20 protein-coding genes are annotated in these 22,944 nt (G+C 32.9%); 10 read left to right on the top strand and 10 right to left on the bottom strand.

What is annotated here, in order from left to right; translation table 11 throughout:
- Positions 1-65: 65 nt before the first annotated feature.
- A complete protein-coding gene (locus LPB248_RS09635; protein ID WP_177211241.1) occupies positions 66-1,391 on the bottom strand; it encodes a sensor histidine kinase in 1,326 nt (441 codons plus the stop codon).
- A gap of 145 nt (positions 1,392-1,536) precedes the next feature.
- Positions 1,537-2,889, bottom strand: coding sequence for a sigma-54-dependent transcriptional regulator (locus LPB248_RS09640; protein WP_177211242.1), 1,353 nt, complete (start codon positions 2,887-2,889; stop codon positions 1,537-1,539).
- Positions 2,890-3,049: 160 nt separating this feature from the next.
- On the opposite strand from LPB248_RS09640, the gene LPB248_RS09645 reads away from it, so the two are divergent.
- From LPB248_RS09645 to LPB248_RS09655, 3 genes are all read left to right on the top strand, one after another.
- Entirely contained in the window at positions 3,050-4,294 is a 1,245-nt protein-coding gene (locus LPB248_RS09645) for an efflux RND transporter periplasmic adaptor subunit (RefSeq protein WP_111425965.1), read from the top strand.
- 141 nt (positions 4,295-4,435) lie between these two features.
- On the top strand, positions 4,436-5,143 hold the full coding sequence (locus tag LPB248_RS09650) for an ABC transporter ATP-binding protein (RefSeq protein ID WP_111376033.1): 708 nt from the start codon (positions 4,436-4,438) through the stop codon (positions 5,141-5,143).
- Positions 5,144-5,276: 133 nt separating this feature from the next.
- The gene (locus tag LPB248_RS09655) at positions 5,277-7,706 is read left to right on the top strand and encodes an ABC transporter permease (RefSeq protein ID WP_177211243.1); all 2,430 of its coding nucleotides are present in this window, start codon (positions 5,277-5,279) and stop codon (positions 7,704-7,706) included.
- Between the two features lie 65 nt (positions 7,707-7,771).
- Here the strand turns inward: LPB248_RS09655 and LPB248_RS09660 are convergent, their stop codons facing one another.
- Positions 7,772-9,373 carry a murein L,D-transpeptidase gene (locus LPB248_RS09660; protein ID WP_177211244.1) on the bottom strand — a complete coding sequence of 534 codons (1,602 nt, stop codon included), beginning with the start codon at positions 9,371-9,373 and terminating at the stop codon, positions 7,772-7,774.
- A 416-nt stretch (positions 9,374-9,789) separates the two neighbouring features.
- Here LPB248_RS09660 and LPB248_RS09665 point away from each other — a divergent pair, with 416 nt between their 5' ends.
- From LPB248_RS09665 to LPB248_RS09680, 4 genes are all read left to right on the top strand, one after another.
- The gene (locus tag LPB248_RS09665) at positions 9,790-10,917 is read left to right on the top strand and encodes an Mrp/NBP35 family ATP-binding protein (RefSeq protein ID WP_177211245.1); all 1,128 of its coding nucleotides are present in this window, start codon (positions 9,790-9,792) and stop codon (positions 10,915-10,917) included.
- A gap of 142 nt (positions 10,918-11,059) precedes the next feature.
- Complete coding sequence (locus LPB248_RS09670) at positions 11,060-11,299, top strand: NifU family protein (protein ID WP_095929732.1); 240 nt, start codon at positions 11,060-11,062, stop codon at positions 11,297-11,299.
- A gap of 215 nt (positions 11,300-11,514) precedes the next feature.
- Complete coding sequence (locus LPB248_RS09675; protein ID WP_177211246.1) at positions 11,515-11,994, top strand: hypothetical protein; 480 nt, start codon at positions 11,515-11,517, stop codon at positions 11,992-11,994.
- Positions 11,995-12,052: 58 nt separating this feature from the next.
- The gene (locus LPB248_RS09680; protein WP_095929730.1) at positions 12,053-12,370 is read left to right on the top strand and encodes a 2Fe-2S iron-sulfur cluster-binding protein; all 318 of its coding nucleotides are present in this window, start codon (positions 12,053-12,055) and stop codon (positions 12,368-12,370) included.
- Positions 12,371-12,413: 43 nt separating this feature from the next.
- Here the strand turns inward: LPB248_RS09680 and LPB248_RS09685 are convergent, their stop codons facing one another.
- The 6 genes from LPB248_RS09685 to LPB248_RS09710 all read right to left on the bottom strand — a co-directional run bounded on the left by LPB248_RS09685 (position 12,414) and on the right by LPB248_RS09710 (position 18,270).
- Positions 12,414-13,094 (bottom strand): DUF6058 family natural product biosynthesis protein, encoded by a 681-nt coding sequence (locus tag LPB248_RS09685; protein ID WP_177211247.1) that lies wholly within the window; start codon positions 13,092-13,094, stop codon positions 12,414-12,416.
- A gap of 1 nt (position 13,095) precedes the next feature.
- A complete protein-coding gene (locus tag LPB248_RS09690) occupies positions 13,096-13,605 on the bottom strand; it encodes an SMI1/KNR4 family protein (protein WP_177211248.1) in 510 nt (169 codons plus the stop codon).
- A gap of 42 nt (positions 13,606-13,647) precedes the next feature.
- Complete coding sequence (locus LPB248_RS09695; protein ID WP_177211249.1) at positions 13,648-14,049, bottom strand: immunity 22 family protein; 402 nt, start codon at positions 14,047-14,049, stop codon at positions 13,648-13,650.
- Positions 14,050-14,185: 136 nt separating this feature from the next.
- Entirely contained in the window at positions 14,186-15,175 is a 990-nt protein-coding gene (locus tag LPB248_RS09700; RefSeq protein ID WP_177211250.1) for an aspartate-semialdehyde dehydrogenase, read from the bottom strand.
- Between the two features lie 177 nt (positions 15,176-15,352).
- Positions 15,353-15,730: a large conductance mechanosensitive channel protein MscL gene (gene mscL, locus LPB248_RS09705; RefSeq protein ID WP_177211251.1), complete on the bottom strand. Its 378-nt coding sequence runs from the start codon at positions 15,728-15,730 to the stop codon at positions 15,353-15,355.
- A 68-nt stretch (positions 15,731-15,798) separates the two neighbouring features.
- Positions 15,799-18,270: a bifunctional UDP-N-acetylmuramoyl-tripeptide:D-alanyl-D-alanine ligase/alanine racemase gene (locus LPB248_RS09710; protein WP_177211252.1), complete on the bottom strand. Its 2,472-nt coding sequence runs from the start codon at positions 18,268-18,270 to the stop codon at positions 15,799-15,801.
- 408 nt (positions 18,271-18,678) lie between these two features.
- Between LPB248_RS09710 and LPB248_RS09715 the strand changes: the two genes are divergently transcribed.
- Entirely contained in the window at positions 18,679-19,284 is a 606-nt protein-coding gene (locus tag LPB248_RS09715; RefSeq protein WP_255462910.1) for a hypothetical protein, read from the top strand.
- Here the strand turns inward: LPB248_RS09715 and LPB248_RS09720 are convergent.
- Positions 19,279-19,983: a porin family protein gene (locus LPB248_RS09720; protein WP_177211253.1), complete on the bottom strand. Its 705-nt coding sequence runs from the start codon at positions 19,981-19,983 to the stop codon at positions 19,279-19,281. The genes LPB248_RS09715 and LPB248_RS09720 overlap by 6 nt on opposite strands.
- Positions 19,984-20,208: 225 nt before the next feature.
- On the opposite strand from LPB248_RS09720, the gene LPB248_RS09725 reads away from it, so the two are divergent.
- Both LPB248_RS09725 and LPB248_RS09730 read left to right on the top strand, forming a co-directional pair.
- Positions 20,209-20,562 carry a hypothetical protein gene (locus tag LPB248_RS09725; protein ID WP_177211254.1) on the top strand — a complete coding sequence of 118 codons (354 nt, stop codon included), beginning with the start codon at positions 20,209-20,211 and terminating at the stop codon, positions 20,560-20,562.
- A gap of 157 nt (positions 20,563-20,719) precedes the next feature.
- Positions 20,720-22,927 (top strand): TonB-dependent receptor, encoded by a 2,208-nt coding sequence (locus LPB248_RS09730; RefSeq protein WP_177211255.1) that lies wholly within the window; start codon positions 20,720-20,722, stop codon positions 22,925-22,927.
- The last annotated feature ends 17 nt before the right edge of the window (positions 22,928-22,944 follow it).

The raw sequence follows: 22,944 nt of genomic DNA on the forward strand, positions 1-22,944 counted from the left end.
GCAAAATCTGCAAAATCTGCGGGAACAAAAAAACTTTGCGACGTAGCGTCTTTGTGGCAAATCTCCTAAATCAAGCAAATCACAAAACTCGTTTTATCTTCATCAGTTTGATAGCTTAGATAACCTCCATGAGCTTCTATAATGTTTTTAGAAAGCGTTAATCCAATTCCTGCTCCATCTTTTCTGGTGGTAAAAAATGGCAAGAAAACTTTATCTCGAATCTCTGCGTCTACTCCTTTTCCGTTGTCTGAAATCACAATGAAAAAGCGATTATTTTCAGTATAACTGGAAATTATCAATTTCTTTTCTGTTTTTTCTTTTAATGCATGAATACTATTGGTAATCAAATTGATAATTACCTGCTCCATCTGATTTTTATCAATCATAATAGAACGGGAACTGTGTATTTCATTCACTAATTCTATTCCTTCCTCTTTCAAAATCGGACTCATTATTCGAAGGCAATCTTCAAACAAAGCATTAATTGGCGTCATTTGTTTATTTGGCGTAGGCAACATTGCTAGTTTACGGTAATTCTCCACAAAAAACTGCAGATGATCGCTTCTATTTATGATTGTCGAAATACTGCTTTTGATGTCTTCAAAATCGTCTTCTTCCAATTCTTCCTGATCTACAATATGAAGCAGATTCTGCGAAAGCGCACGAATTGGCGTTAGAGAATTCATTAATTCATGCGAAATAATCTTCATTAAATTAATCCACGCTTCTTTTTCTTTCTTCTCAATAACCCGCTGAATACTGTCTAATAAAATAATAAAATACTCTTTATCGTAGGTTTGCGTATATGAAGTCTGCAACATAAAAGTCTGCAAATCCTGATCTTCAATTTTGATTGAAATAGCGGTTTTTAATTCGGTAAAACCAACCTTTTCAATTTCGCCACACAAACTCGGAAGATAGTTTTTTAGGTATTTCCAATGACTTACTTTTGGGACTTTAAAAAGATTAGAAAAACAGTCATTCATTATAAAAATGGACCAATCCTCATTTTCTTTTTCTAAAATTAAAGCGGCGGTATCGATACTGTTCAAAATCGAACGGTAGATTAATTCTTTGGATATCTGCTCTTGTTTCTGAACTTTTAAAGTATCATACAAAAGATACAAACTATTGAAGTTGCCTATTTTATGTTCTTCTGGAAAATGGGTAGAAAAGTCGTCGTGCAGAATCGAGTTTATCGTTTTGTCATAAAACAGCAATTGGTTTTTGACGAAAAAATACATTTCGAATAGGAAAATCAAAACAAAAACACCAACCAATAAAGCGTTGTATTGAAATCCTTTATAGAACAATAATGCACTGGCAAGGAAGAGCACCATTACAAATAGAACCCTCACGAACAAGGCATTATAAAATTTCCAGTTCTTCATTATTTTTTTGAATTGCCTCCAGCTTTAGCTGGAGAGATATATTATTTACAGAAATAGGCTTTAGCCAAAACGCGTAAGCTTGGCTAAAGCCCCAATCTTATTTCAAAATTAACATCCAGCTAAAGCTGGACGCTACTCATTTTCTCTAATTCTTCAAATCGTATTTCTCTATTCTTCTGTACAAAGCAGCGCGCGACAAACCTAATTCTTCGGCAGTTTTACTGATGTTTCCGTTGTGCTTGAAAAGTGCTTTTTCGATTGCGCCTTTCTCCATTTCCGATAGTGGATTTTCATCATTTTCCTGAATCTCTTCAAAGTCCAAAATATCCAAATCCATTACCGAAATGGTATTGTTTTCAGCCAAAATCAAAGCGCGTTCTATTTTGTTTTCCATTTCACGCACATTCCCTTTCCACGGATATTTTTCCAGATAAGATGCAACATTATCTTCAAAACACCAATTTTCCTGATTGTATTTTTCTGCAATCTGTTCTAGAATGAAATTTGCCATTGGCACAATATCGTCTTTTCTTTCGCGTAAAGACGGAAGATTGATCTCCATTGTATTGATTCGGTACAGCAAATCTTCACGGAATGTTTTATTTTTTACTTCGGTTTTAATATCACTGTTTGTTGCGGCAATAACACGAACATTTAGCGGTCTTGGTTTACTTTCGCCTAAACGCGTTACGGTTTTAGTCTGTAAAACATGCAATAATTTAGCTTGAAGATGAAGCGGGATATTTCCAATTTCATCTAAGAAAATAGTCCCGTTCGATGCATTTTCAAAACGTCCTGGAGTATCAATTTTAGCATCGGTAAAAGCACCTTTGGCGTAACCAAAAAGTTCGCTTTCAAACAGATTATCGCTTAGCGAACCTAAATCTACATGCACAAAAGGCTGATTTTTTCTTTCTGAATGCTGATGAATATATTCGGCAAAAACATATTTTCCTGTTCCGTTTTCGCCCAAAATCAAAACATTGGCATCTGTTCTAGCCACTTTTTCGGCAATAGAATACGCCTGTTTTATTTTAGCCGAAGTACCAACAAAATATTTCTTTTCGGTCTTCTCTGCTTTTTCTGAAGTTGTTTTTTTGCTGTTTTTTCTGCTTTCAGTGACTGCTTTATCAATAACTTCTAACAGCTTTTCGTTGTTCCACGGCTTTAGCACATAATCAAAAGCCCCAATTTTAATACCTTCTACAGCAGTTTCGATTTTACCAAAAGCGGTCATTAAAATAACGACTGTCTGCGGAGAAAGCGTTTTAATTTCCTTCAACCAATGAATTCCTTCTCGCCCATCTTCAAAACCAATTCGGTAATTCATATCCAACAACACCACATTAATGTCATTTTCACTTAAGATTGAAATGATTTTTTTTGGACTATTAGTTGTAAAAATGGTCTCGAAATGTTTTTTAAGAATCATTTTTGCAGAAAAAAGAATTTCTTCCTGATCGTCAACAACTAATATTTGGGCTAGTTTTTTTCTCATGTGGTCTTTTTTCTGTCCGCTTCCGAACGGTCAACTGTTCATTATCGGACACTACTTTTTCGAAGTGTTTTTTAGAGCCTCTTTAAAATCAATACTTTACAAATAATAAATTTTATGGCACAGTATTTACCTATTGATTATCAGTAAAATAATTTAAAAAATGGACACGATAATTCCTCGTAAAAGTAAAAAATTTAGATATCTCGCAATAGCAATTGCTGTTTTTTTAGTTTTGCTAACCATTAGCGTTTTCGCATTTAATACGAAAAGAACTTTAAATGTAAAAGCCGACGAATTGGTAATTCAAAAAGCAGAAAAAGCCTTTTTTGAAGATTTTGTAGTTTTTCAAGCAAAAGTAGAACCTTTGAATGTTATGCTTGTGAATGTTACCGAGGGAGGTTCTGTAAAAGAAATCTTTGTAGAAAATGGCGCAATGGTTACCAAAGGACAATCACTGGCTCGTTTGTACAACCCAAATACAGAGTTGAATTATTTGACTCAGGAAACTGCTATTATTGAGCAGATCAACAATTTGAATACAGGAAAATTAAACATTAGAAATCAAGAACTAAACTTAAACAAAGATTTAGTTTTGATTGAGCATGATTATAACGACGCTAAGAGACTATATGATATGAATGCGAAGCTGTATGAGAAAGATGTAATTTCTAAAAATGACTGGAATACTTTTAAAGAAAGCCTTCGTTTTCAGGAAGAACGTAAAAGAACAATTCAGCAGAGTATTCAAAAAGAAAAGCAAAGCAATCAGGTTCAGATTTCTCAAATAAACCGTTCGATCCAGACTATGGAGAAAAGTTTGGATATTCTTAGAAACAACAAAAAGAACTTCTTAATTACAGCTCCAGAAACAGGACGATTAACGTCTTTTGAACCTGTTTTAGGAAAAACTTTTCAAGCAGGCGCAAGCATTGGAAGAATTGATTCTAACAAAGGATATAAACTTATTGCCGAAGTAGATGAATTTTATCTGGAAAAACTTAGAGAAGGCTTAAAAGGGCAAGTAGAATTTAAAGGCAAGAATCTTGAAGTTGTCGTGACCAAAGTAATTCCTGAGGTTAAAGGTGGAAGATTTACTGTAGAACTTGCTTTTGTAAGCAAAGAAAATATTGTCCTGCAGGACGGACTTAGTTTTGGCGTAAAACTGATTTTGTCTGAAAAGAATAGAACTTTGGTAATTCCGAGAGGAGCCTTTAACCAAGAAGCAGCAGGAAAATGGATTTTTGTTGTAAACGGAAACAAAGCGATAAGAAGAAACATCAAATTAGGGCGTGAAAATCCTTCGTATTATGAAGTTTTAGAAGGTTTAAAAGAAGGCGAATCTGTAGTTACTTCTTCTTACACCGATTACAAAGATATTGAAGAGCTTTCTCTAAATAAAGAATAGTTTATTTTGTTTCAAGTTTAAGGTTTCACGTTAACGCTGCAACCAACTTGAAACCTTAAACTTGAAACAAAATAAACAAAAACATAATTTCAATCATCAATCAAAAAACGTATTTAATAACATTTCAAAACCTTAAAAATTATGATCACAATTCAGAATTTAACCAAAGTTTTTAGAACAGAAGAAATAGAAACTGCTGCTTTAAGCGGTATCAACGTAGAAATAAAAAAAGGAGATTTTTTAACTATCATGGGACCTTCGGGCTGTGGAAAATCGACTTTATTAAATATAATCGGGCTTTTGGACAGTGCAGATGGCGGAAGCTACAAATTATTAGATCAGGAAATGATTGGTCTAAAAGAAAAAGGAAGAGCACAAGTACGTAAAGAAAACATTGGTTTTATTTTTCAGAATTTCAACTTAATCGATGAGCTTTCTGTTTACGATAATATCGAATTGCCATTGCTTTACAACAATGTAAAAGCTTCTGAAAGAAAACAGAAAATTGAGGCGATTGCCGAAAAGCTAAACATTTCGCACCGTTTGAAACATTTCCCACAACAGCTTTCTGGAGGACAGCAACAAAGGGTTGCGGTTGCAAGAGCTTTGGTAAATGACCCTAAAATTATTTTGGCCGATGAGCCAACAGGAAACTTAGACAGTAAAAACGGTAATGAAGTAATGGAACTTTTAACCGATTTACATGCTAAAGGCGCTACTATTTTGATGGTTACCCACTCTGATTATGATGCTTCTTTTTCGCAAAGAACTATTCACATGAAAGACGGAGTTATATTTTCTGAAAAGTTAAATCAACGAAATGTTGATGTTTTTATGGACGCTAAATAAAAAAGTGATGATTAAAATTATTGTTACTGCACTTGTAGTTTTGGTAGAACTGGTGTGCAAAATATTTACTATGATTTAAAACCGAAAGGTTATCCAAAAACAACCATATCAACTATAAAAAATATACTTCAAAATGATTTTTAACTGGTTTAAAATATTTATATATCATTTAAAGCAAAGCAAACTGTTTTCGTTTTTAAATGTTTTAGGTCTAAGCATCGGTATTGCAGGCGTAATTTTTGCCATTTTATATTGGAACAATGAGCATTCTTACGATCAATGGAATCCTGAAAAGGAGAATACTTATATGGTTCTTAATAAACTTAGTAATGGAGATACGTGGGGCTCCAATTCTATTCCGTTTGGCGAGACGTGTAAAGCTTCTATTTCCGAAATAGAAAAGGTTTGCTTCTTTCATACTTGGTACGATGAAGACATAATCAAATATCAGGATCAAAAACTGATGACAAAAGACATCCTTTCTAGTGATGAAAATTTCTTTGATTTTTTCCCTTTTGAAATTATTAAAGGTGCGAAAAGCAATATTTTAAAAGAAAAGAATAGTGTTGCAATTTCTGAAGAACAGGCATTGTTAATCTTTAAAAATGAAGATCCTATTGGAAAATCTATTTCTTATGGCAATAAAAACTATACGATAAAATCGGTATACCGCATTATTAGGCCGTCATCTGTAGAACCTTCTTTTGTTTTTAGTGATGTAAAGAGAGAAGGTGACCTAGATGCATGGGGAAATTTTAATTATGGTTTGCTTATTAAAACAAAGAAAAATGCAGATATTTCTACTGTTTTAAAGAAAATGCAAAATGTTTATTTTGTAAATAGAACTGTAAAAGATGCCAAAGAAAGCGGTATGACTGTGGCTCAGTACGTAAAAGAAAACGGTGAAATAAAAGTCATTTTAGATCAATTAAAAACATCTCGATTACACGGAACAAAAAGTTCTGCCGGACAAAATTATCCTGAAGGTGTAGGAAATTTAAAATTGCTTTACATTATGGCGGGCTTGTCTGTTTTGATTTTAGTTTTATCATTGGTTAACTACATCAATTTAGCAACAGCATCGGCCATAAAACGTGCAAAGGAAGTTGGAGTACGCAAAATTGTAGGCGCTTCAAAAAACCAGATTATTATTCAGTTTATTTTTGAAACCGCAATAATTGTAACATTATCTATTTTGTTTGCTTTGGCAATTGTAGAACTTTCATTACCGTATTACAACAATTTTTTAAACAAAACACTGACTATGAATGGCAGTGAATTCTACCTGCAGCTCATTTTTATTTTTGGATTAGTTATTGTTCTTGCGGGTATTTTCCCTGCCATTTATATCTCAAACTTTGAAACTCTAAAAGTTTTAAAAGGCAATTTCTCTCGCAGCAAAAGTGGTATCTGGATTCGTAATTCGATGCTTATTTTTCAATTCGGAATTGCAGCATTTTTCATCATTGGAGCGCTAATTGTTAATTCTCAGGTAAAATATATGATGGAGAAAGATTTAGGCTTTAGTGGCGATCAAGTCATTTCTATTCCTTATAATACTGTAGACAGACTCAAAAGAACTGATGATTATTTAGTTTCAAAACAAGAAATTAAAAAAATTCCGGGCGTTGTTGATGTTACTACATTTGCAGGAGCTTTTGGAGGTAATTCAGGTTCAAGTTCAGGATTTAAGCACAATGGGATTTTCGTACAGCCAAAAAACATTGAAATGGATTTTGGTTTCCTAGATATGATGAAAATAAAAATAGTTAAAGGTCGCGATTTATCTCCTCAATACGCTTCAGATACTATAAGCGGTATGCTTATGAATGAAACGTTGGTTAAAATGTTAAACTTGAAAGATCCGATTAATACCGTTGTAACTTCGGGATGGAGCATCAACAATGGTGACAATTTAAAGTTTAAAATTGTTGGAGTAGTGAAAGATTTCAATTTGACGGGATTACAAAATAAAGTTCCACCAATGGTTTTTATAAATCTTAAAACTTTAAAATGGAATAACTTTGGTAGTGTGCTTGTAAAGGTTTCTCCAAATAATTTAACAGAAACGTTAGATAAATTGAAATTATATTGGGAGAAAAATGTAAACCCAGACTATCCGTTTGATTACGAATTTGTTAACAAAGGATTTGCAAAGACTTATGAGCAACAAGTGAAGCAAAAAAACCTATTTTTTATTCTAAATTTGGTTGTAATTATAATTGCTGTGTTCGGATTGTTTGCTTTGGCATCATTTTCGATGGAGAGAAGATTGAAAGAAATCGCCATTCGAAAAACATTAGGAGCTGAAACAGATATACTCTTAAAAGAATTATCGAAACAATATATTGTTTTCTGTTTTATAGGATTTGCAATCGGAATTGTTCCTGCTTATATATTATTACAGAAATGGCTTGAGGATTTCGCTTTTAGAATTGGAATATCGACCATTCCGTTTTTAATTGCCCTGATTTCACTTTTGTTCCTAACTTTAGTGATTGTTTTAACAAAAGCATTTCAGGTAACTAGAATAGATGTATTAAAGTATCTAAAATACGAATAAGCTTGTAGACCATTTTTTTTAAAGAAGCCCGACAGATTTCAGTAAAATCCGTCGGGCTTCTGTTTTTAGTCTTTCATTGTTACAGAATCATTATAGATCAGCTTGTCCAGACTTTGGTCACGATCGTATACATCTGGGAAAAAATTAACTTCTCCATTGTCCTGAACCCAGCATGTAAAATAACCTATATAAACCGGAATTTTACGTTTAAGCATACAAGTTGTTTCTTTTCCGCCATTCATAGCGCTCTCAATTTTGTCTGCTGGCCAATCTGGATCATCTTTTAAAATATGCAATGCAAGCTGTTTGGCTTCTTTTACATTTATACAACCGTGACTGAAAGTACGGTTTTCAAACTCAAACAAACTTTTTGCGGGTGTATCATGCATATAAATATCGTTCGGATTTGGGAACATGAATTTTACTAGTCCAAGAGAATTTTTTGGCCCAGGCTTTTGCCTTACTTTACCTCCGTTCCATTCCATATTATGTTCTTCCAGATAGTTTTTATCATTTGCAATCTGAAGTTTTAGTTCATTTTGAATAATGCTGTTTGGCACATACCAATACGGACTAAAAACAATTCGGTCCATATTTCCACTAAAAATCACCGTTTCGCTAAGCCTGTTACCAACAAAAATGTCCGAAACTAGATCATATTTTCCGTCCTTAACATAAAACAACCTGAATGAAGGAATATTAACCATAACATACTCTTCTGCTTTAGCCAACTTGGTCGGAATCCATCTGCATCTTTCCATATTCAGCATAATGGTTCTGATTCTCTTACTAATCGGCTCATTCATCTGATTGACAATATCTCTAGTAAGGGCATAATTTATCTTTAAATTATATCTTTTTTTATAATTTAAAACTCCCGCCATCAATTCTTCATCATAAATATCACTTCCTGAATCTTTTTTTAAATCTCCTACAACATACAAGCGATTTCTAATTTGCTTTATGGCAATAGCTGTATCGTCTGGCCTTAAATCTTTAAAATTAGCACTGTCAATCGAAATTTTCTGCCATAGATTATCGGTTTCAATTTTACGATATTTTTTCAGTGCGTCTTTCAATCTGTAGTATTGGCTAAACAAAAGATTATCATCTTTATCCAATCGATCAGAATCCACCATTAATGAATCTAGAATGTGAGCATATGAGATAGATTTTGCTGGCAGATACCATCCTATTTTTTTTAATGTTGCAGGATCAACCCCAGAATACACATTGCTGGCATAAAACACATACATACTTGTCAGCAGCAATTCGGTATCTAGTTGTGGTGGTTTGTTCGAAGAACTTTCATTAAATGCCTCATCAATTTGTTCTTTATAAGGCATTTTATTTTCAATTCCCTGATCTTTCAAAACATTTACTTTTTGGTACAGTAAAGATCCAAATTCGGTAATACTTTTGTCATCGTACCAAATAGATTTGTACCCTTTGGCCTTATAAACACCTTCAACATCTTTCTGGTATTTTTTAAGCTTAGGGTATTTTTTAAAAAAGGCATTAATAGAAGCCGCGTCAAGAGTAATGACCGCAACAGCTTTTCGATTTGTCAAATCAGCTCTGGTTTTAGCATTGTTGGAAAACGAATTAAATGAAAATGCAAAAAAACTGACTGTAACAATAATTAAAGAAGAAGTAAAATTTCGCATATTTTTAAAGTTTTAAGTGGTAAATAACTTTAAAAAAAATACCGAAAACCCAATAAATTACTCAAAAAACCTTAGTTTTCACATATTTTTTTTATGTCTGGTAATCATCGATTTGGGTAATCAAATATAACGAAGTTTTGTGAGAATTTTATTTATTTGAAAGAAAACTTATAGAAAATAATTCGCTTAAAACGAAAAAACTTTTCGGCCTTTATTAAAACGATCGATCTTACTCAAATTATGATTTCTGGTAAAAATGAATACGGCATAATTTTGAATAATCTCAATATCAATAATTACAATTCAAAAACGCTTAATTTCCGAACTTAATCTGTTATCTTTGCACCCTGAAATCAGTTTAAATAAATATAATCTTATAAGATTGATTTTGGAGAATAAAAAAATAGCCCATTACAATGAAACTAGATAGAAAAGAAATTCTAAAAGCCTTAGAGACAATCACTATTGCTGGAGAAGGAAAAAATATGGTTGAAAGCGGCGCTGTAACCAATGTTATTACATTTGGAGATGAAGCTGTTGTAGACCTTGTGTTGCATACACCTGCTATGCACATCAAAAAAAGAGCAGAAGATGATATTAAAAAAACAATTCATGATTTAATATCTCCTGATGCTAAAGTAAAAGTAAACATTAAAGTAGAAGCTCCAGAGAAACCGGAAATTAAAGGTCGTGCTATTCCTGGAATTAAAAATATTATTGCAGTTGCTTCTGGTAAAGGAGGAGTAGGAAAATCTACTGTAACTGCAAACTTAGCTGTTACACTTGCAAAAATGGGCTTTAAAGTTGGTGTTTTGGATGCCGATATCTACGGACCTTCTATGCCAATCATGTTTGACGTTGAAAACGAAAAACCTGTTTCTATAGCTGTTGACGGAAAATCTAAAATGAAGCCAATTGAAAGCTACGAAATCAAAATGCTTTCAATAGGATTTTTTACAGCACCAAGCCAAGCCGTAATCTGGAGAGGTCCAATGGCGGCAAAAGCATTAAATCAAATGATTTTTGATGCAGATTGGGGAGAATTAGATTTCATGCTTTTAGATTTGCCTCCTGGAACTGGAGATATTCACCTTTCTATCATGCAGTCGCTTCCAATTACTGGAGCTGTTGTAGTAAGTACTCCACAAGCTGTGGCACTTGCAGATGCTAAAAAAGGTGTGGCAATGTTTATGCAAGACAATATCAATGTTCCTGTTTTAGGAATTATAGAAAATATGGCGTATTTTACACCAGAAGAATTGCCAGAAAATAAATATTATATCTTTGGACAAGAAGGCGCTAAAAACCTTGCTGAAGACTTAGGAGTTCCATTTTTAGGAGAAGTTCCAATTGTACAATCTATTCGCGAAGCAGGAGATTACGGCCGTCCGGCAGCATTGCAGACTGGTTCTCCAATAGAAACGGTTTTTGAAGAAATTACTAGAAACGTTGTACAAGAAACAGTAAACAGAAATGAAAGCTTACCAGCAACAGAAGCTATCAAAATTACAACAATGGCAGGTTGCTCAGCAGTTAAAAAATAATTAGATAATTGAGATAATGAAACTAATGAGATAATTTGAAAATTAGGTAATGAGATAATTTCACGTAACAAAGTGAATTTTCTAATTTTCTAATTGGCACATTTTCGAATTAAAAATATTCTCTAATTGACACATTAATATTATGACAACAGAAGAATTAACAAGTAATGTTTTATTGGCCTTAGATGAGATAAGACCATTCTTAAAATCTGACGGTGGAGATATTTCTTTAATTTCTATCGAAGATGACAAACATGTAAAAGTTCGTTTGGAAGGTGCTTGCATTAGCTGCAGTGTTAATCAAATGACACTAAAAGCAGGTGTTGAAACAACAATAAAAAAATATGCTCCACAAATTGAAACTGTGGTAAATGTAATGTAACAAATCGTTGCTTTTTCTTGAAAATTAAACGCTCGCAGTTTAACAAGAATAATAGGTGTTTTATCATTTAATTGAAAAAACAATAAAATAACACCGAAAAAAAGCTGCTTTTTGCAACATTCACAAAAAACAATGCAAAGTTTTAAGAGTTTCTGTTAAGGAATTGTTACATTTTTAACTTAAATTTGTCAACATAACCCTTAAATCTTAAACTTATGAGAAACTTTTACGCTCTTTTTTTATTATTTTTTATAAGCGCTGTAAATGCACAACAGGGCCAAACACTATTTGCTGAAAAAGCTTGGGTAAATGAATCAGAGGAATGGTCAGATTTCCAATATTCAGGACAAATCATTTTTTCTACAAATGGCAAAACTGAAGAAGGCGCTTTAAGAATTGGAAATTATGATTTCTTATATGACCTTTGCGACGGAAAAGCAAAGTTTTCAAATAAAGCAACCTATAGTTCAGCCGATTTTTCGCATCCGCGAAAACTTAGTGCACAAACAGACAAACAAGGAATTTTAAACTCTACATACGAAGGGACCTTAATCTTCCAAGCTGATAAGGATTATTATTCTGTTATCTCTCTAGTAACAATACTAGAAAAAGGAGGTAATATTATTGGTGTAAAAATGCGCCTTAAAGATGGTAATCGAAAAGAATACGCTTTTAGCTTAAAAGAGAAAAGTTAAAATTAATAAAGAGTTTGAACACGTTTTCAAATTCTGCAGTAAATTCCAATAATTAAAAATGGATGTATTAATTAAAATTAAAGATCGAGAAGGAGTTATACACGAATTACAGGCTCCAACCGATATGGCAATGAATATAATGGAGTTATGCAAAGCATACGAACTTCCTGTTGAAGGAACCTGCGGAGGAATGGCCATGTGCGCTTCTTGCCAGTGTTATGTTCTTAATGATGTTGCATTACCAGAAATGGGAGACGATGAAGAAGCCATGCTTTCGGAAGCATTTTACGTGAAGTCTAATAGCCGTTTAGGTTGTCAGATTCCAATTACTGAAGAGTTAGAAGGCTTAGAGCTGGAATTAGCTCCTGAATACTAAAAAATAAAAAAAGCGAGAATCAAATGGTTCTCGCTTTTTTATTTTAATACTTTTTAATCAAATCATCCAGAGAAAACTCCTTTAACAATTTATCCAAATATTTACCTCTACTGCTCAATTCTCGTTGGTAGGGAGCAAACAAACTGGTCGATTTATTCAGTTCGTCATTCAGTGCTTTCAGGTAATTTTGTTCTTCTACAGTCTGTGATGACGACTTATTAGCGATAAAATCCAAAATTCGTTTGATAACGATTTCTTTTTCGATAATAGCATTTTCATCATTATTCAAAGTACAGATTCCATAAACACCTTTACAGTAATAATTCCATTCTTCTTCTAAAGCATTTTCTGCTTTTTCAGAATCTATTTCTCCATTTTCATCAAAAAGGTTTCCATACGCAAATGCTTTATTCTGATGATTCTTTAAATGTAAAAGCAAGTTCTCTTTGAATCCCTTTTTTAATTCTTCATAAGATTCTTTATTGTTTTTCTCAATCAGATCCACAATGTTTTTAGCAAAGTATCTTCTGGATACCGTCAATGTATGCTGATCATTTAAAGGCGAACTAATCGTTATTTCTGAATTAATTACATAAGATGGTGACGGAATTAGCTTTTCTTCAATAAGCTTATTTAATTCATCATCAGATAATCTTGTAAGCCTTTTGACTTCTTCAAACTCCAAATAATTATCTACAATATAAGCAAGATTTTCATCTCTCATTTTAATTACTTTTTAAAAATTCTGATGGATCAAAAGGTTCAAATTCTCTTTCAGAAAAAGCTTCTGTCAAAATTCCTGCTGAACACAACCAGGTAATTGCTTCTTCTAACGTATTTCCAGCTTTATAAATCATTTCGCTATATCTTGGTAAAATATAATATTGGCCGTTTAGAAGAATAATTTCATCACCATCAAAAGTATCTCCAATTCTGATGGAGTTTAGCACTTCCTCTTTCGTTAAAACATCTTTTCCTTCATCCCAAAACCAATATTCGGTAATTCTATTTTTCCATTCTTCAAGAGTAAGAATTATGGTTTCAGGAAGATAAACCCTTACATAAGTTCCTCCTAAAATTCCGCTTCCGTAGGTTTGAACATACTCTTTATAATCTTCGTCAAATTCAACATTCAACGTCTTCTCGCAAGCCAGAATCTCTTCTTCATCTGCTAAAAACAAATCTGTTTTATTCGTGTTATAGTTTGGAATTATCTTGTAGTTATCGAAATTCATTTTTGCTTTGTATTATAATAATTAAAATGTCATCTACTGAAATCAAATTTCATATTCAATTTCACCAATATACAATAAATTAAAATCTGAATTATGTATTGAAATAGGGTTTTTAATCTGATCTTTCGAAATAAAAATAACCGTATTAATTTCTTCTATATTTTGATTTTGCTGAATCAGCTTTTCTTTTGCCTCCAATATCCATTCTGAGGCATAGGAATATTTTAGGAATTTGTCCTCGAATGCTATATTTTCATCTTCGAAACCACTTTCCATAAAATCATGATCTAAATGATTTCTATCTTGCGATTTTGCAAACTCAGAGAGATACTTTTCTTCGATATCATCTTCGCTATAATAACTTTCATCTTCCCCAATGAAATCAAAATATTCATCCTCTGATTTAAATTTTCCAAACCAAAAATGGCAAACCTCTGTTCTCATTAAAATATTGCTTTATAGTTAAAGCAAATGTATTATTTCAAAAGTAGAATCACTAGAATATTTCTCACAAAAAAACCGTAATTACATCACTGCAATTACGGTTTTCTCTTTATAACAATTTTATTTAATCTCTCGATTATACCAAACCAGCTTTAATTAAATATTCAGCGATTTGGATTGTGTTTGTTGCAGCTCCTTTTCTTAAGTTATCAGCAACAATCCACATGTTTAATGTATTTGGCTGGCTTTCGTCACGACGGATTCTTCCAACAAAAACATCATTTTTACCTTCTGCATATAATGGCATTGGATACGTAAAGGTATCCAAATTATCTTGTACCGTTACTCCGTCTGTATTATGAAGGATTTCGCGAACTTCATTTACATCAAAATCATTTGTAAACTCTACGTTTACAGCCTCACTGTGTCCACCTACAACTGGTACACGAACTGCAGTAGCTGTAACTCTGATAGTGTTATCTCCTAGGATTTTTTGAGTTTCACGAACTAATTTCATTTCTTCTTTAGTGTACCCGTTTTCTTCAAAACTGTCGCAATGTGGAATTGCATTTCTGTGAATTGGATATTTGTAAGCCATCTCACCTTGAACTCCAGCGTACTCATTTTCTAATTGTTTCACTGCTTTTACACCAGTTCCTGTGATAGATTGGTAAGTAGAAACAATGATTCTTTTAATGTTATATTTTTTGTGCAAAGGAGCCAAAGTCATTACCATTTGAATAGTAGAACAGTTTGGATTTGCAATAATTTTATCTTCTTTAGTTAAAACATCAGCATTGATTTCTGGAACTACCAATTTTTTAGTTGGATCCATTCTCCATGCAGACGAGTTATCAATAACAGTTGTTCCAGCAGCAGCAAATTTTGGAGCCCATTCTAATGAAGTATCTCCTCCAGCAGAGAAAACAGCAATATCAGCTTTCATATCAACAGCTGTCTGTAATCCTACTACTTTATATTTAGTCCCTTTGTATTCGATTTCTTTCCCAACTGATCTTTCTGATGCAACAGGAATTAATTCTGTAACAGGAAAATTTCTTTCTGCTAATACTTTAAGCATTACTTCGCCTACCATTCCAGTAGCGCCTACAACTGCAATTCTCATTTTTATATTTTTAAATAATCAATTAATCTAATTTGTATCGCAAAAGTAAGTATAATAAAAGTTATGGCAAGGTGATTCACAAAAAATAACAAATTGTTATAAAACAAACATTTTGTAAAAAAAAACCGCCTCTTTAGCAGGCGGTTAAGTTAGACTTAGTGTAGCGGTATTATATTTTTATTTATTTTTCAATAAATCTCTAATCTGTGTCAATAATTCTTCTTGAGTTGGTCCAGCTGGAGGCGGCGCCGCAACATCTTTCTTTTTAGCGTGGTTTATTCCTTTAATGATTAAGAACAATACAAAAGCAACAATAACAAAGTTAATCACTGCCGAAATAAACACACCGTATTTTACTCCTCCAAAAGCAGTCAATTGTTCAATAGTCGACATATGCGCAGCATCTAAAGCAGGTTTCAATAACAATGGCGTAATCACATCTTCGATTAATGAGCTTACAATTTTACCAAAAGCAGCTCCAATGATTACACCGACAGCCAAATCGACTACGTTGCCTTTCATTGCAAATTCCTTAAATTCTGAAAAAAATCCCATATCGTATCTGTTTATATTTATAATTAAGTAATATCGAAAATAAGCAATTTTATTGGAAATTCTTAATATTATCTAAAAAATACCCTCTTAACACGTTGCGAAATACTCGTCATTATCTCATACGGAATTGTTTTTAACGCTACAGCCATCTCTATTACAGTCGGGCTTTCGCCGAAAATAATTACCGAGTCGCCTTCTTTACAATCAATATGACTTACATTAACCATCAGCATATCCATACAGACACTGCCAACAATTTTTGCTTTCTGATTTTTAATTGTTACATAACCGATTTCATTACCCCATAATCTCGAAATTCCGTCTGCATAGCCAATTGGAATTGTAGCAATTTTTGTTTCTTGGTCAGCCATAAAACGGCGTCCGTAACCTACGCTGTCACCAGCTGGAATGGTTCGAATTTGAGAAATTATGGATTTTAACGTTCCCACATTTTCCAGATATTTCTGTTCTGCAGGATCATTTGAAACTCCATACAATCCAATGCCCAAACGCACCATGCTGTATTGCGCATCAGGAAAATTACTGATTCCAGAAGTATTTAATGTATGACGAATTGGATTGATATCTAATGCTGCCATTAATTTTGAAGACAGATTTTCAAACAATGCAATCTGTTGTCTCACAAAATCAAAATGTTTTGGATCATCACTTGTTGCTAAATGAGATAAAATACTTTGAACACGAACAGTTGAATTTCCTTTTAAAGTCGCAATCAGTTCATCGATTGTATTGTTTTCAAAACCTAAACGATGCATTCCTGTGTCCATTTTGATATGAATTGGATAATCTTTTAAGTTCTTTTCGCGTGCAATTTTCAAAAAGGCATTTAACCCTTTTAAGCTATATATTTCAGGCTCTAACTGATATTGAATTATAGATGGAAAACTAGTCGATTCTGGATTCAAAACCATAATAGGAACTTTTATCCCTCCATTTTTCAACGTAATTCCTTCATCGGCGAAAGCCACTCCCAAATAATCTACTTTATGATGTTCTAAAAGTTTGGCAATTTCTAAACCTCCGTTTCCGTAACCAAATGCTTTTACCATAACCATCATTTTGACATTTGGTGCCAGTTTTGACTTGTAATAATTAAAGTTATGGCTGATAGCATCGAGATTAATTTCAAGAACTGTTTCGTGTGTTTTCTCTTCAAGAAGCGAAACAATCTCTTCAAACTGAAAAGATCTAGCTCCTTTTATTAGAATCGTTTCATTATTGAAATTCAGATTATCGATGTCAGCTATAAAATCGGCTGTATTTTGAAACATCGTACTGTTTGGAAATTTAGCTGCAAAAGAAGAAATCGTTGCGCCAATACCAATTATGCGGTTTATTTTATTGTCTGAAATTAACTGGGCAACTTTAGAATACAATTCTTCATTTGCAAATCCGCTTTGGAAAATATCTGATAAAATAACGGTTTTTGAAGCGCCTTTCTTCTTTTGGCTTTCTAAGAAATCCAAAGCAATTTTAAGCGATTGAAAATCGGAACTGTAACTATCATCAATAATACTGCAATTGTTGATTCCGTTTTTTACTTCCAAACGCATTCGAACTGGATAAAGCATCTCAATTCGGCTTTGAATCGTTTCTTGATTATAATTAAAATGCAGCAATACCAATAAACAAGAAATAGCATTTTCTATAGAAGCCGAATCGTTAAACGGAATTTCTAAATTGAAAATTTCATTTTTGTATTGATATTGTATAAAAGTATGATCGTTTTTACATTCTCTTTTTTCAATAAAAACGTCTGCTTTTTTATCTGTAAAACTCCAAGAAAAAAGCTTTCTAGGATGAATCATATATTCTGCCGCGAACTGAGTCAGACATGATTCTACAACTTCAGTTTTTTGATATATAATTATTGGACAATCTTTAAACAAAAGTAATTTTTCATCAATCTTCTGCACTAAATTTAAAAACCCTTCATCGTGTGCACTTCCAATATTAGTGAGCACACCAATTGTAGGTTTAATTATTTTTTCAAGATGAATCATTTCGTTAACTGTCGAAATTCCAGCTTCGAAAATGCCTAAATTATGTTTTTCGTTAATACCAATAACCGAAAGCGGAACTCCAACTTGAGAGTTGTAGCTTTTTGGACTTCTAATAATATTATAATCAGGACTCAACAAGAAATTAAGCCATTCTTTTACAATCGTTTTACCGTTACTTCCAGTTAATCCGATAACTGGAAAATGGAAAAGATTTCTGTAATAAGCCGCAAATTCCTGAAGTGCCAAAAGTGCATTACCAACAACTAAAAAATTAGCTTTGTCTATATAACCATCTGGAATATACTGAACCACAAAATTCTGAACTCCGTTTTCTATTAAGTCTGGAATAAACAAATGAGCATCGTTGTTAACACCGGCCAGAGCAAAAAATAAAGTCTGTGATCCGTTTTGAAGTGAACGGCTGTCAATTGAAATATGATCGATTAAAACATCAGCATTTGTACCAATCCATTTGGCGTTAAGTACTGAAACCAGGCTTTTTAAATTTAGACTCATTTCGGAATTTCTTTTTTTCAAATTTAAAAAAAGGTTTGCCACGAAACTCGTAAATTTTCACTAATTATTCCATTTATATGAAAGTGTAGAAAAAGTAGATTTGCCACGAATTACACAAATTCTCACGAATTATTTTTTTAAAATAATCTGCTAAATCTGCGTGAAAATTTTTAGCCACAGATTAAAAAATTATTACTGATTTCTAAAAAAAAAGCTTCTGCATCTGCTAAATCTGCGTGAAAAATTTCTTCCCAGATTAAAAAAGTATCACTAATTATAACCCTTTTAAATCCGGTTATCCCGATAGCTATCGGGAGTGGCAAAAAAATAATTCGTGAGAATTTGTGTAATTCATGGCAGAAAACATTTATTGATTATATTTGTTTTTAGACCACAAATTTGCAAGTTTTGAAAAAAGTACTTCCACTATTCTCCTATATCTTACATCCGATTTTTATATCGTTATACGCAACTTTGTTTTACTTATTTTACAAAGATGATGTTTTTAGTACAAAAGAGAAGTATTTTGTCTTAATTCAGATTTTGGTCATTAACATAATTGTCCCTGTCTTATTTTATCTATTGTTAAAATCGACTGGACATGTAAAATCAATAATGCTAAGTCAGACTTCAGAACGAACCATTCCGCTCATTTTGCAGTGTTTTTTATATATTTTATTAGTCAAAAGAAGTATTATAATTACACGTTATCCAGAGCTTCACTTCTTTTTTCTTGCCGCGTTGTTCAGTACTATTTTGGCATTGGTATGTGTGCTGTTCAAGACAAAAGCAAGCTTGCATATGGTCGCAATCTCAGGTTTAACGATTTTTATTATCGGATTAAACATTCATCTTCAGCTGCATAATCCGTATTGGCCAGCTTTACTTATTTTATTATCGGGAATTGTAGCTTCATCTCGTTTAGAAATGAATGCGCATACTTCTAGAGAAATATTAATTGGATTGTTTGTTGGAATAATGCCGCAGCTTTTATTTTTATACTTGTGGTTATAAAATATAAAAGATCAGTCCTGCGTTTAAGGTTTTCATATTGATTTTTTCGCCATTCAAAGTTGTTGCCGAATTAAACAACGGACTTAAGCCGTAATATATATAGACGTTCCAGGTATTATATCCAGCGGACAAATAAGGTCCGTACTGAAATTTATTGATGTCTCCGTTATTTTTGATTTTATACGTTTTTTCGCCGTCGTCAAGAGTAGAGGCACTCGAGAAAACATAACTCAGTTTAACTCCACCATAAATACGCCAGAATTTAGTGCTTTCATAAGTCGAGTTACGCCATCTGAATTCTATTGGAAGATCTACAGAATATTGTCTGTAACGATTGGAAACAAATTCTCCATAACTGTTAACGCCATAAATTATAGCTCCAGATCCGTCTTGAGAAATGGTAAGATTCTGATAATAATTCTGATAACTCAACCCTAATCCAGCAGCAATAGCAACGGTTCTTGATTTATTTACTGGCATATCGCGCAAGAAACCTCCAGAAAGTCCAAGAGAAAATTTATTCTGTTTGAAATCGACTGGAATATCGGTAAACATATTATAAGTCACCGAAAAATAAAACTGATCTTCTCGATATAAAGAATCTATTTTTACAACTGGCTTGATCTCAGGCTTAACATCTCCCTGTGCAAAAGAGCTAAAAAAAGTGAGTAAAAATAAGCAGTTAAAAATAATTCGCATATCGTGTTTTGGGTTTTAAAGAGATAATTACAAATAAACGTTTTTCTACGCCCATTTATTTCATATACAAATATAACATAATGCTTTCTCCAGTAACGATAAGAAGCAAAATATTCTCAATTTGCCTGCTAATAAAAATAATTGCTGCATTATTTTCAATAAATCACTTCTACGAAATAAAAAATTAATTCATTTTCTTTTTATCTTTTATACCTTTGCAAAGCAATGAAGAAAAAGCAGCTCATATTAAGTTTATCCTTTGCTGTAACAATATTGTTCTCGATATTGTTTCAGTCGATACACAGTTATGAGCATATTGTAAAGCAGCTTTCAGAAAAGCAATGCCATCATGATTACAATGACCCAAGTGGCGAAATAACACATCAGCATCACAATTACGATGTTTGTTTTGTTTGTAATTTTGCTTTTGAATCATTTGTTGTTCCTCAAGATTTCTCTTTTCAGTTTTATTATTTCAACAGCGAAATTCCTTATTTCTTTCCGCTGTCAGAAAAGATTTTTTCTATTTCGAAAATCCCGTATTTATTACGAGGACCGCCTGCAAGTATAGTTTCTTAGATTTCGATTTTTCTAAAAAAATATTTCTTTCAATTTAAATTCAAACAACATTGAGTTTCCTAATCCTAATATTCTGAATTTAGGATCAGAATGCTGTATTGTTGCTTTTGGTTTTCATTTGAAGAAAAACTCAATTTAACTATAGCATCATTTTCAAATGAAAAAAATTATAATTGCCCTTATTTTAGGGTTTTCGAGCATACTTACTGCTCAAAATTCGGTTTCGGGAACAGTAACCGATAATCAAAATCAGCCATTGCCTGGAGTTTCTGTTTATGCTCCAGAATTACATAAAGGAACTACAACAGACGCAAAGGGAAAATACGAATTGAATAATCTTCCCAACGGAAGTCTTCGCATTGCTTTCACGTATGTTGGATATGCAAATCAAAATAAGACTATCGCAAAATTATTGAAGCAAAATACACTAGACATTACTCTTGAAGAATCTATTTTAGAAATGGATGAAGTAGTAGTTTCTACACCTTTCAACAAACTGCAATCGCAAAACGTAATGAAAATTGAGCACGAAAGCATTAAAACATTACAGCAAAAAGGAACCTCAACTTTAATTGAAGGTTTAGCAACAATTCCAGGAGTTTCTCAGATTTCAACAGGAACTTCTATTGGAAAACCTGTAATTCGCGGACTTAGCGGTAATCGTGTTTTAGTTTATTCTCAAGGAGTTCGTATCGAAAATCAGCAATTTGGAGATGAGCATGGTTTGGGTTTAAATGATGCCGGAATAGAAAGTGTTGAAGTTATTAAAGGGCCAGCTTCATTATTATATGGTTCTGATGCTTTGGGAGGTGTTTTATATTTCAATCCTGAAAAATTTGCTGATGCTGGTGATTTTAAAGCTAATTTCAGTCAAAAATATTTTACGAATACACAAGGAAGCAATTCTTCTATCGGGTTAAAAACGTCTACTGATAACTGGAAATTCTTAGCAAGAGGAAGCTACAATACACATTCTGATTACAAAATTTCTGGTGGTGATCGTGTAACCAATTCGCGTTACAACGAAACGGACTTTAAAACTGGAATCGGCTACAGCAATTCAACTTTTTCAAGTGTTTTAAGATACAACTACAACAAATTGGATATTGGAATTCCGGAAGACGGAATTGCAGAACAATCTTCAAGCAAAGACACTCAATTTCCGAGACAGGGAATTTTCAATCATTTATTAAGTTTGAATAATGTTATCTTTTTTGAAAACTCTAAACTGGATGTTGATTTAGGATATATTGCCAATGACCGAAGTGAATTTGAAGACAGCAATGAAGCTTCTCTTCACATGAAATTGAACACTTTCAATTACAATGCGAAATATCATTTTCCTAAATTCGGAAAAATCGAAACTATTTTAGGTGTTCAGGGAATGCATCAGACCAATAAAAATTCTGGAGAAGAATATTTAATTCCAGATGCCACAACAAACGATTTTGGTGTTTTTGGAACTGCCAATTACGAATGGGATAATAGTGTTATTCAAGCTGGACTTCGTTTTGACAACCGAAACATTACTTCAATAGCACACGGAACTGAAGGTGAAGAAGGTTATTTTCAGGCCTTAGACCGATCTTTTGATAGCTTTAATGCTTCTTTAGGTTATAAAACAAAATTGGCAGAACCTTTAACGCTTCGTTTGAATGTTGCCACAGGATTTAGAGCTCCAAACTTGGCTGAATTGACTTCAAATGGTGTTCATGAAGGAACAAATCGTTACGAAATTGGGAATGCTAATTTGAAAACAGAACAAAACGTTCAGACCGATTTGAACTTAGAATACAAAAACACGCACTTTGAATTTTTCGTAAACGGATTTTACAATCATGTAAACAATTATATCTATACTTCGCCAACTGGGGAAGTTCGAGATGATAATGATGTTTTTGCTTATGTTCAAGATAATGCACAATTGTATGGAGGTGAAGTTGGTTTGCATTTTCATCCACACCCTTTAGACTGGTTGCATTTTGAAACTAGTTTTGAAACAGTTACAGGTAAAAAAGAAAACAAAGATTATCTGCCTTTGATTCCGGCAAACAATTGGAATAATACGCTTAGAACTGAATTTAATATCAAAAATTGGTTGAGCGAAGGTTTTGCTTCTCTGAATGTTTCTTCAACTTTCAACCAAGATAATGTAAGCGGTTTCGAAACGGCTTCTAAAGGTTACACTTTGGTAAATTTAGGTTTTGGAGGAACTGTTAAACTAGGAAAAACGGCTTTCGATATTAACTTAAACGGAAACAATTTATTTGATAAAAAATATATTGCACACCTTTCTAGATTAAAGACAGACGGTATTCCAAATATTGGAAGAAATATCGTTTTGGGGGTTAATTTCAACTTATAATTTTAAATTTTAACCGC

It is taken from the genome of Flavobacterium sp. LPB0248 (assembly GCF_013388355.1).
In the GTDB taxonomy this organism is placed as follows: domain Bacteria; phylum Bacteroidota; class Bacteroidia; order Flavobacteriales; family Flavobacteriaceae; genus Flavobacterium.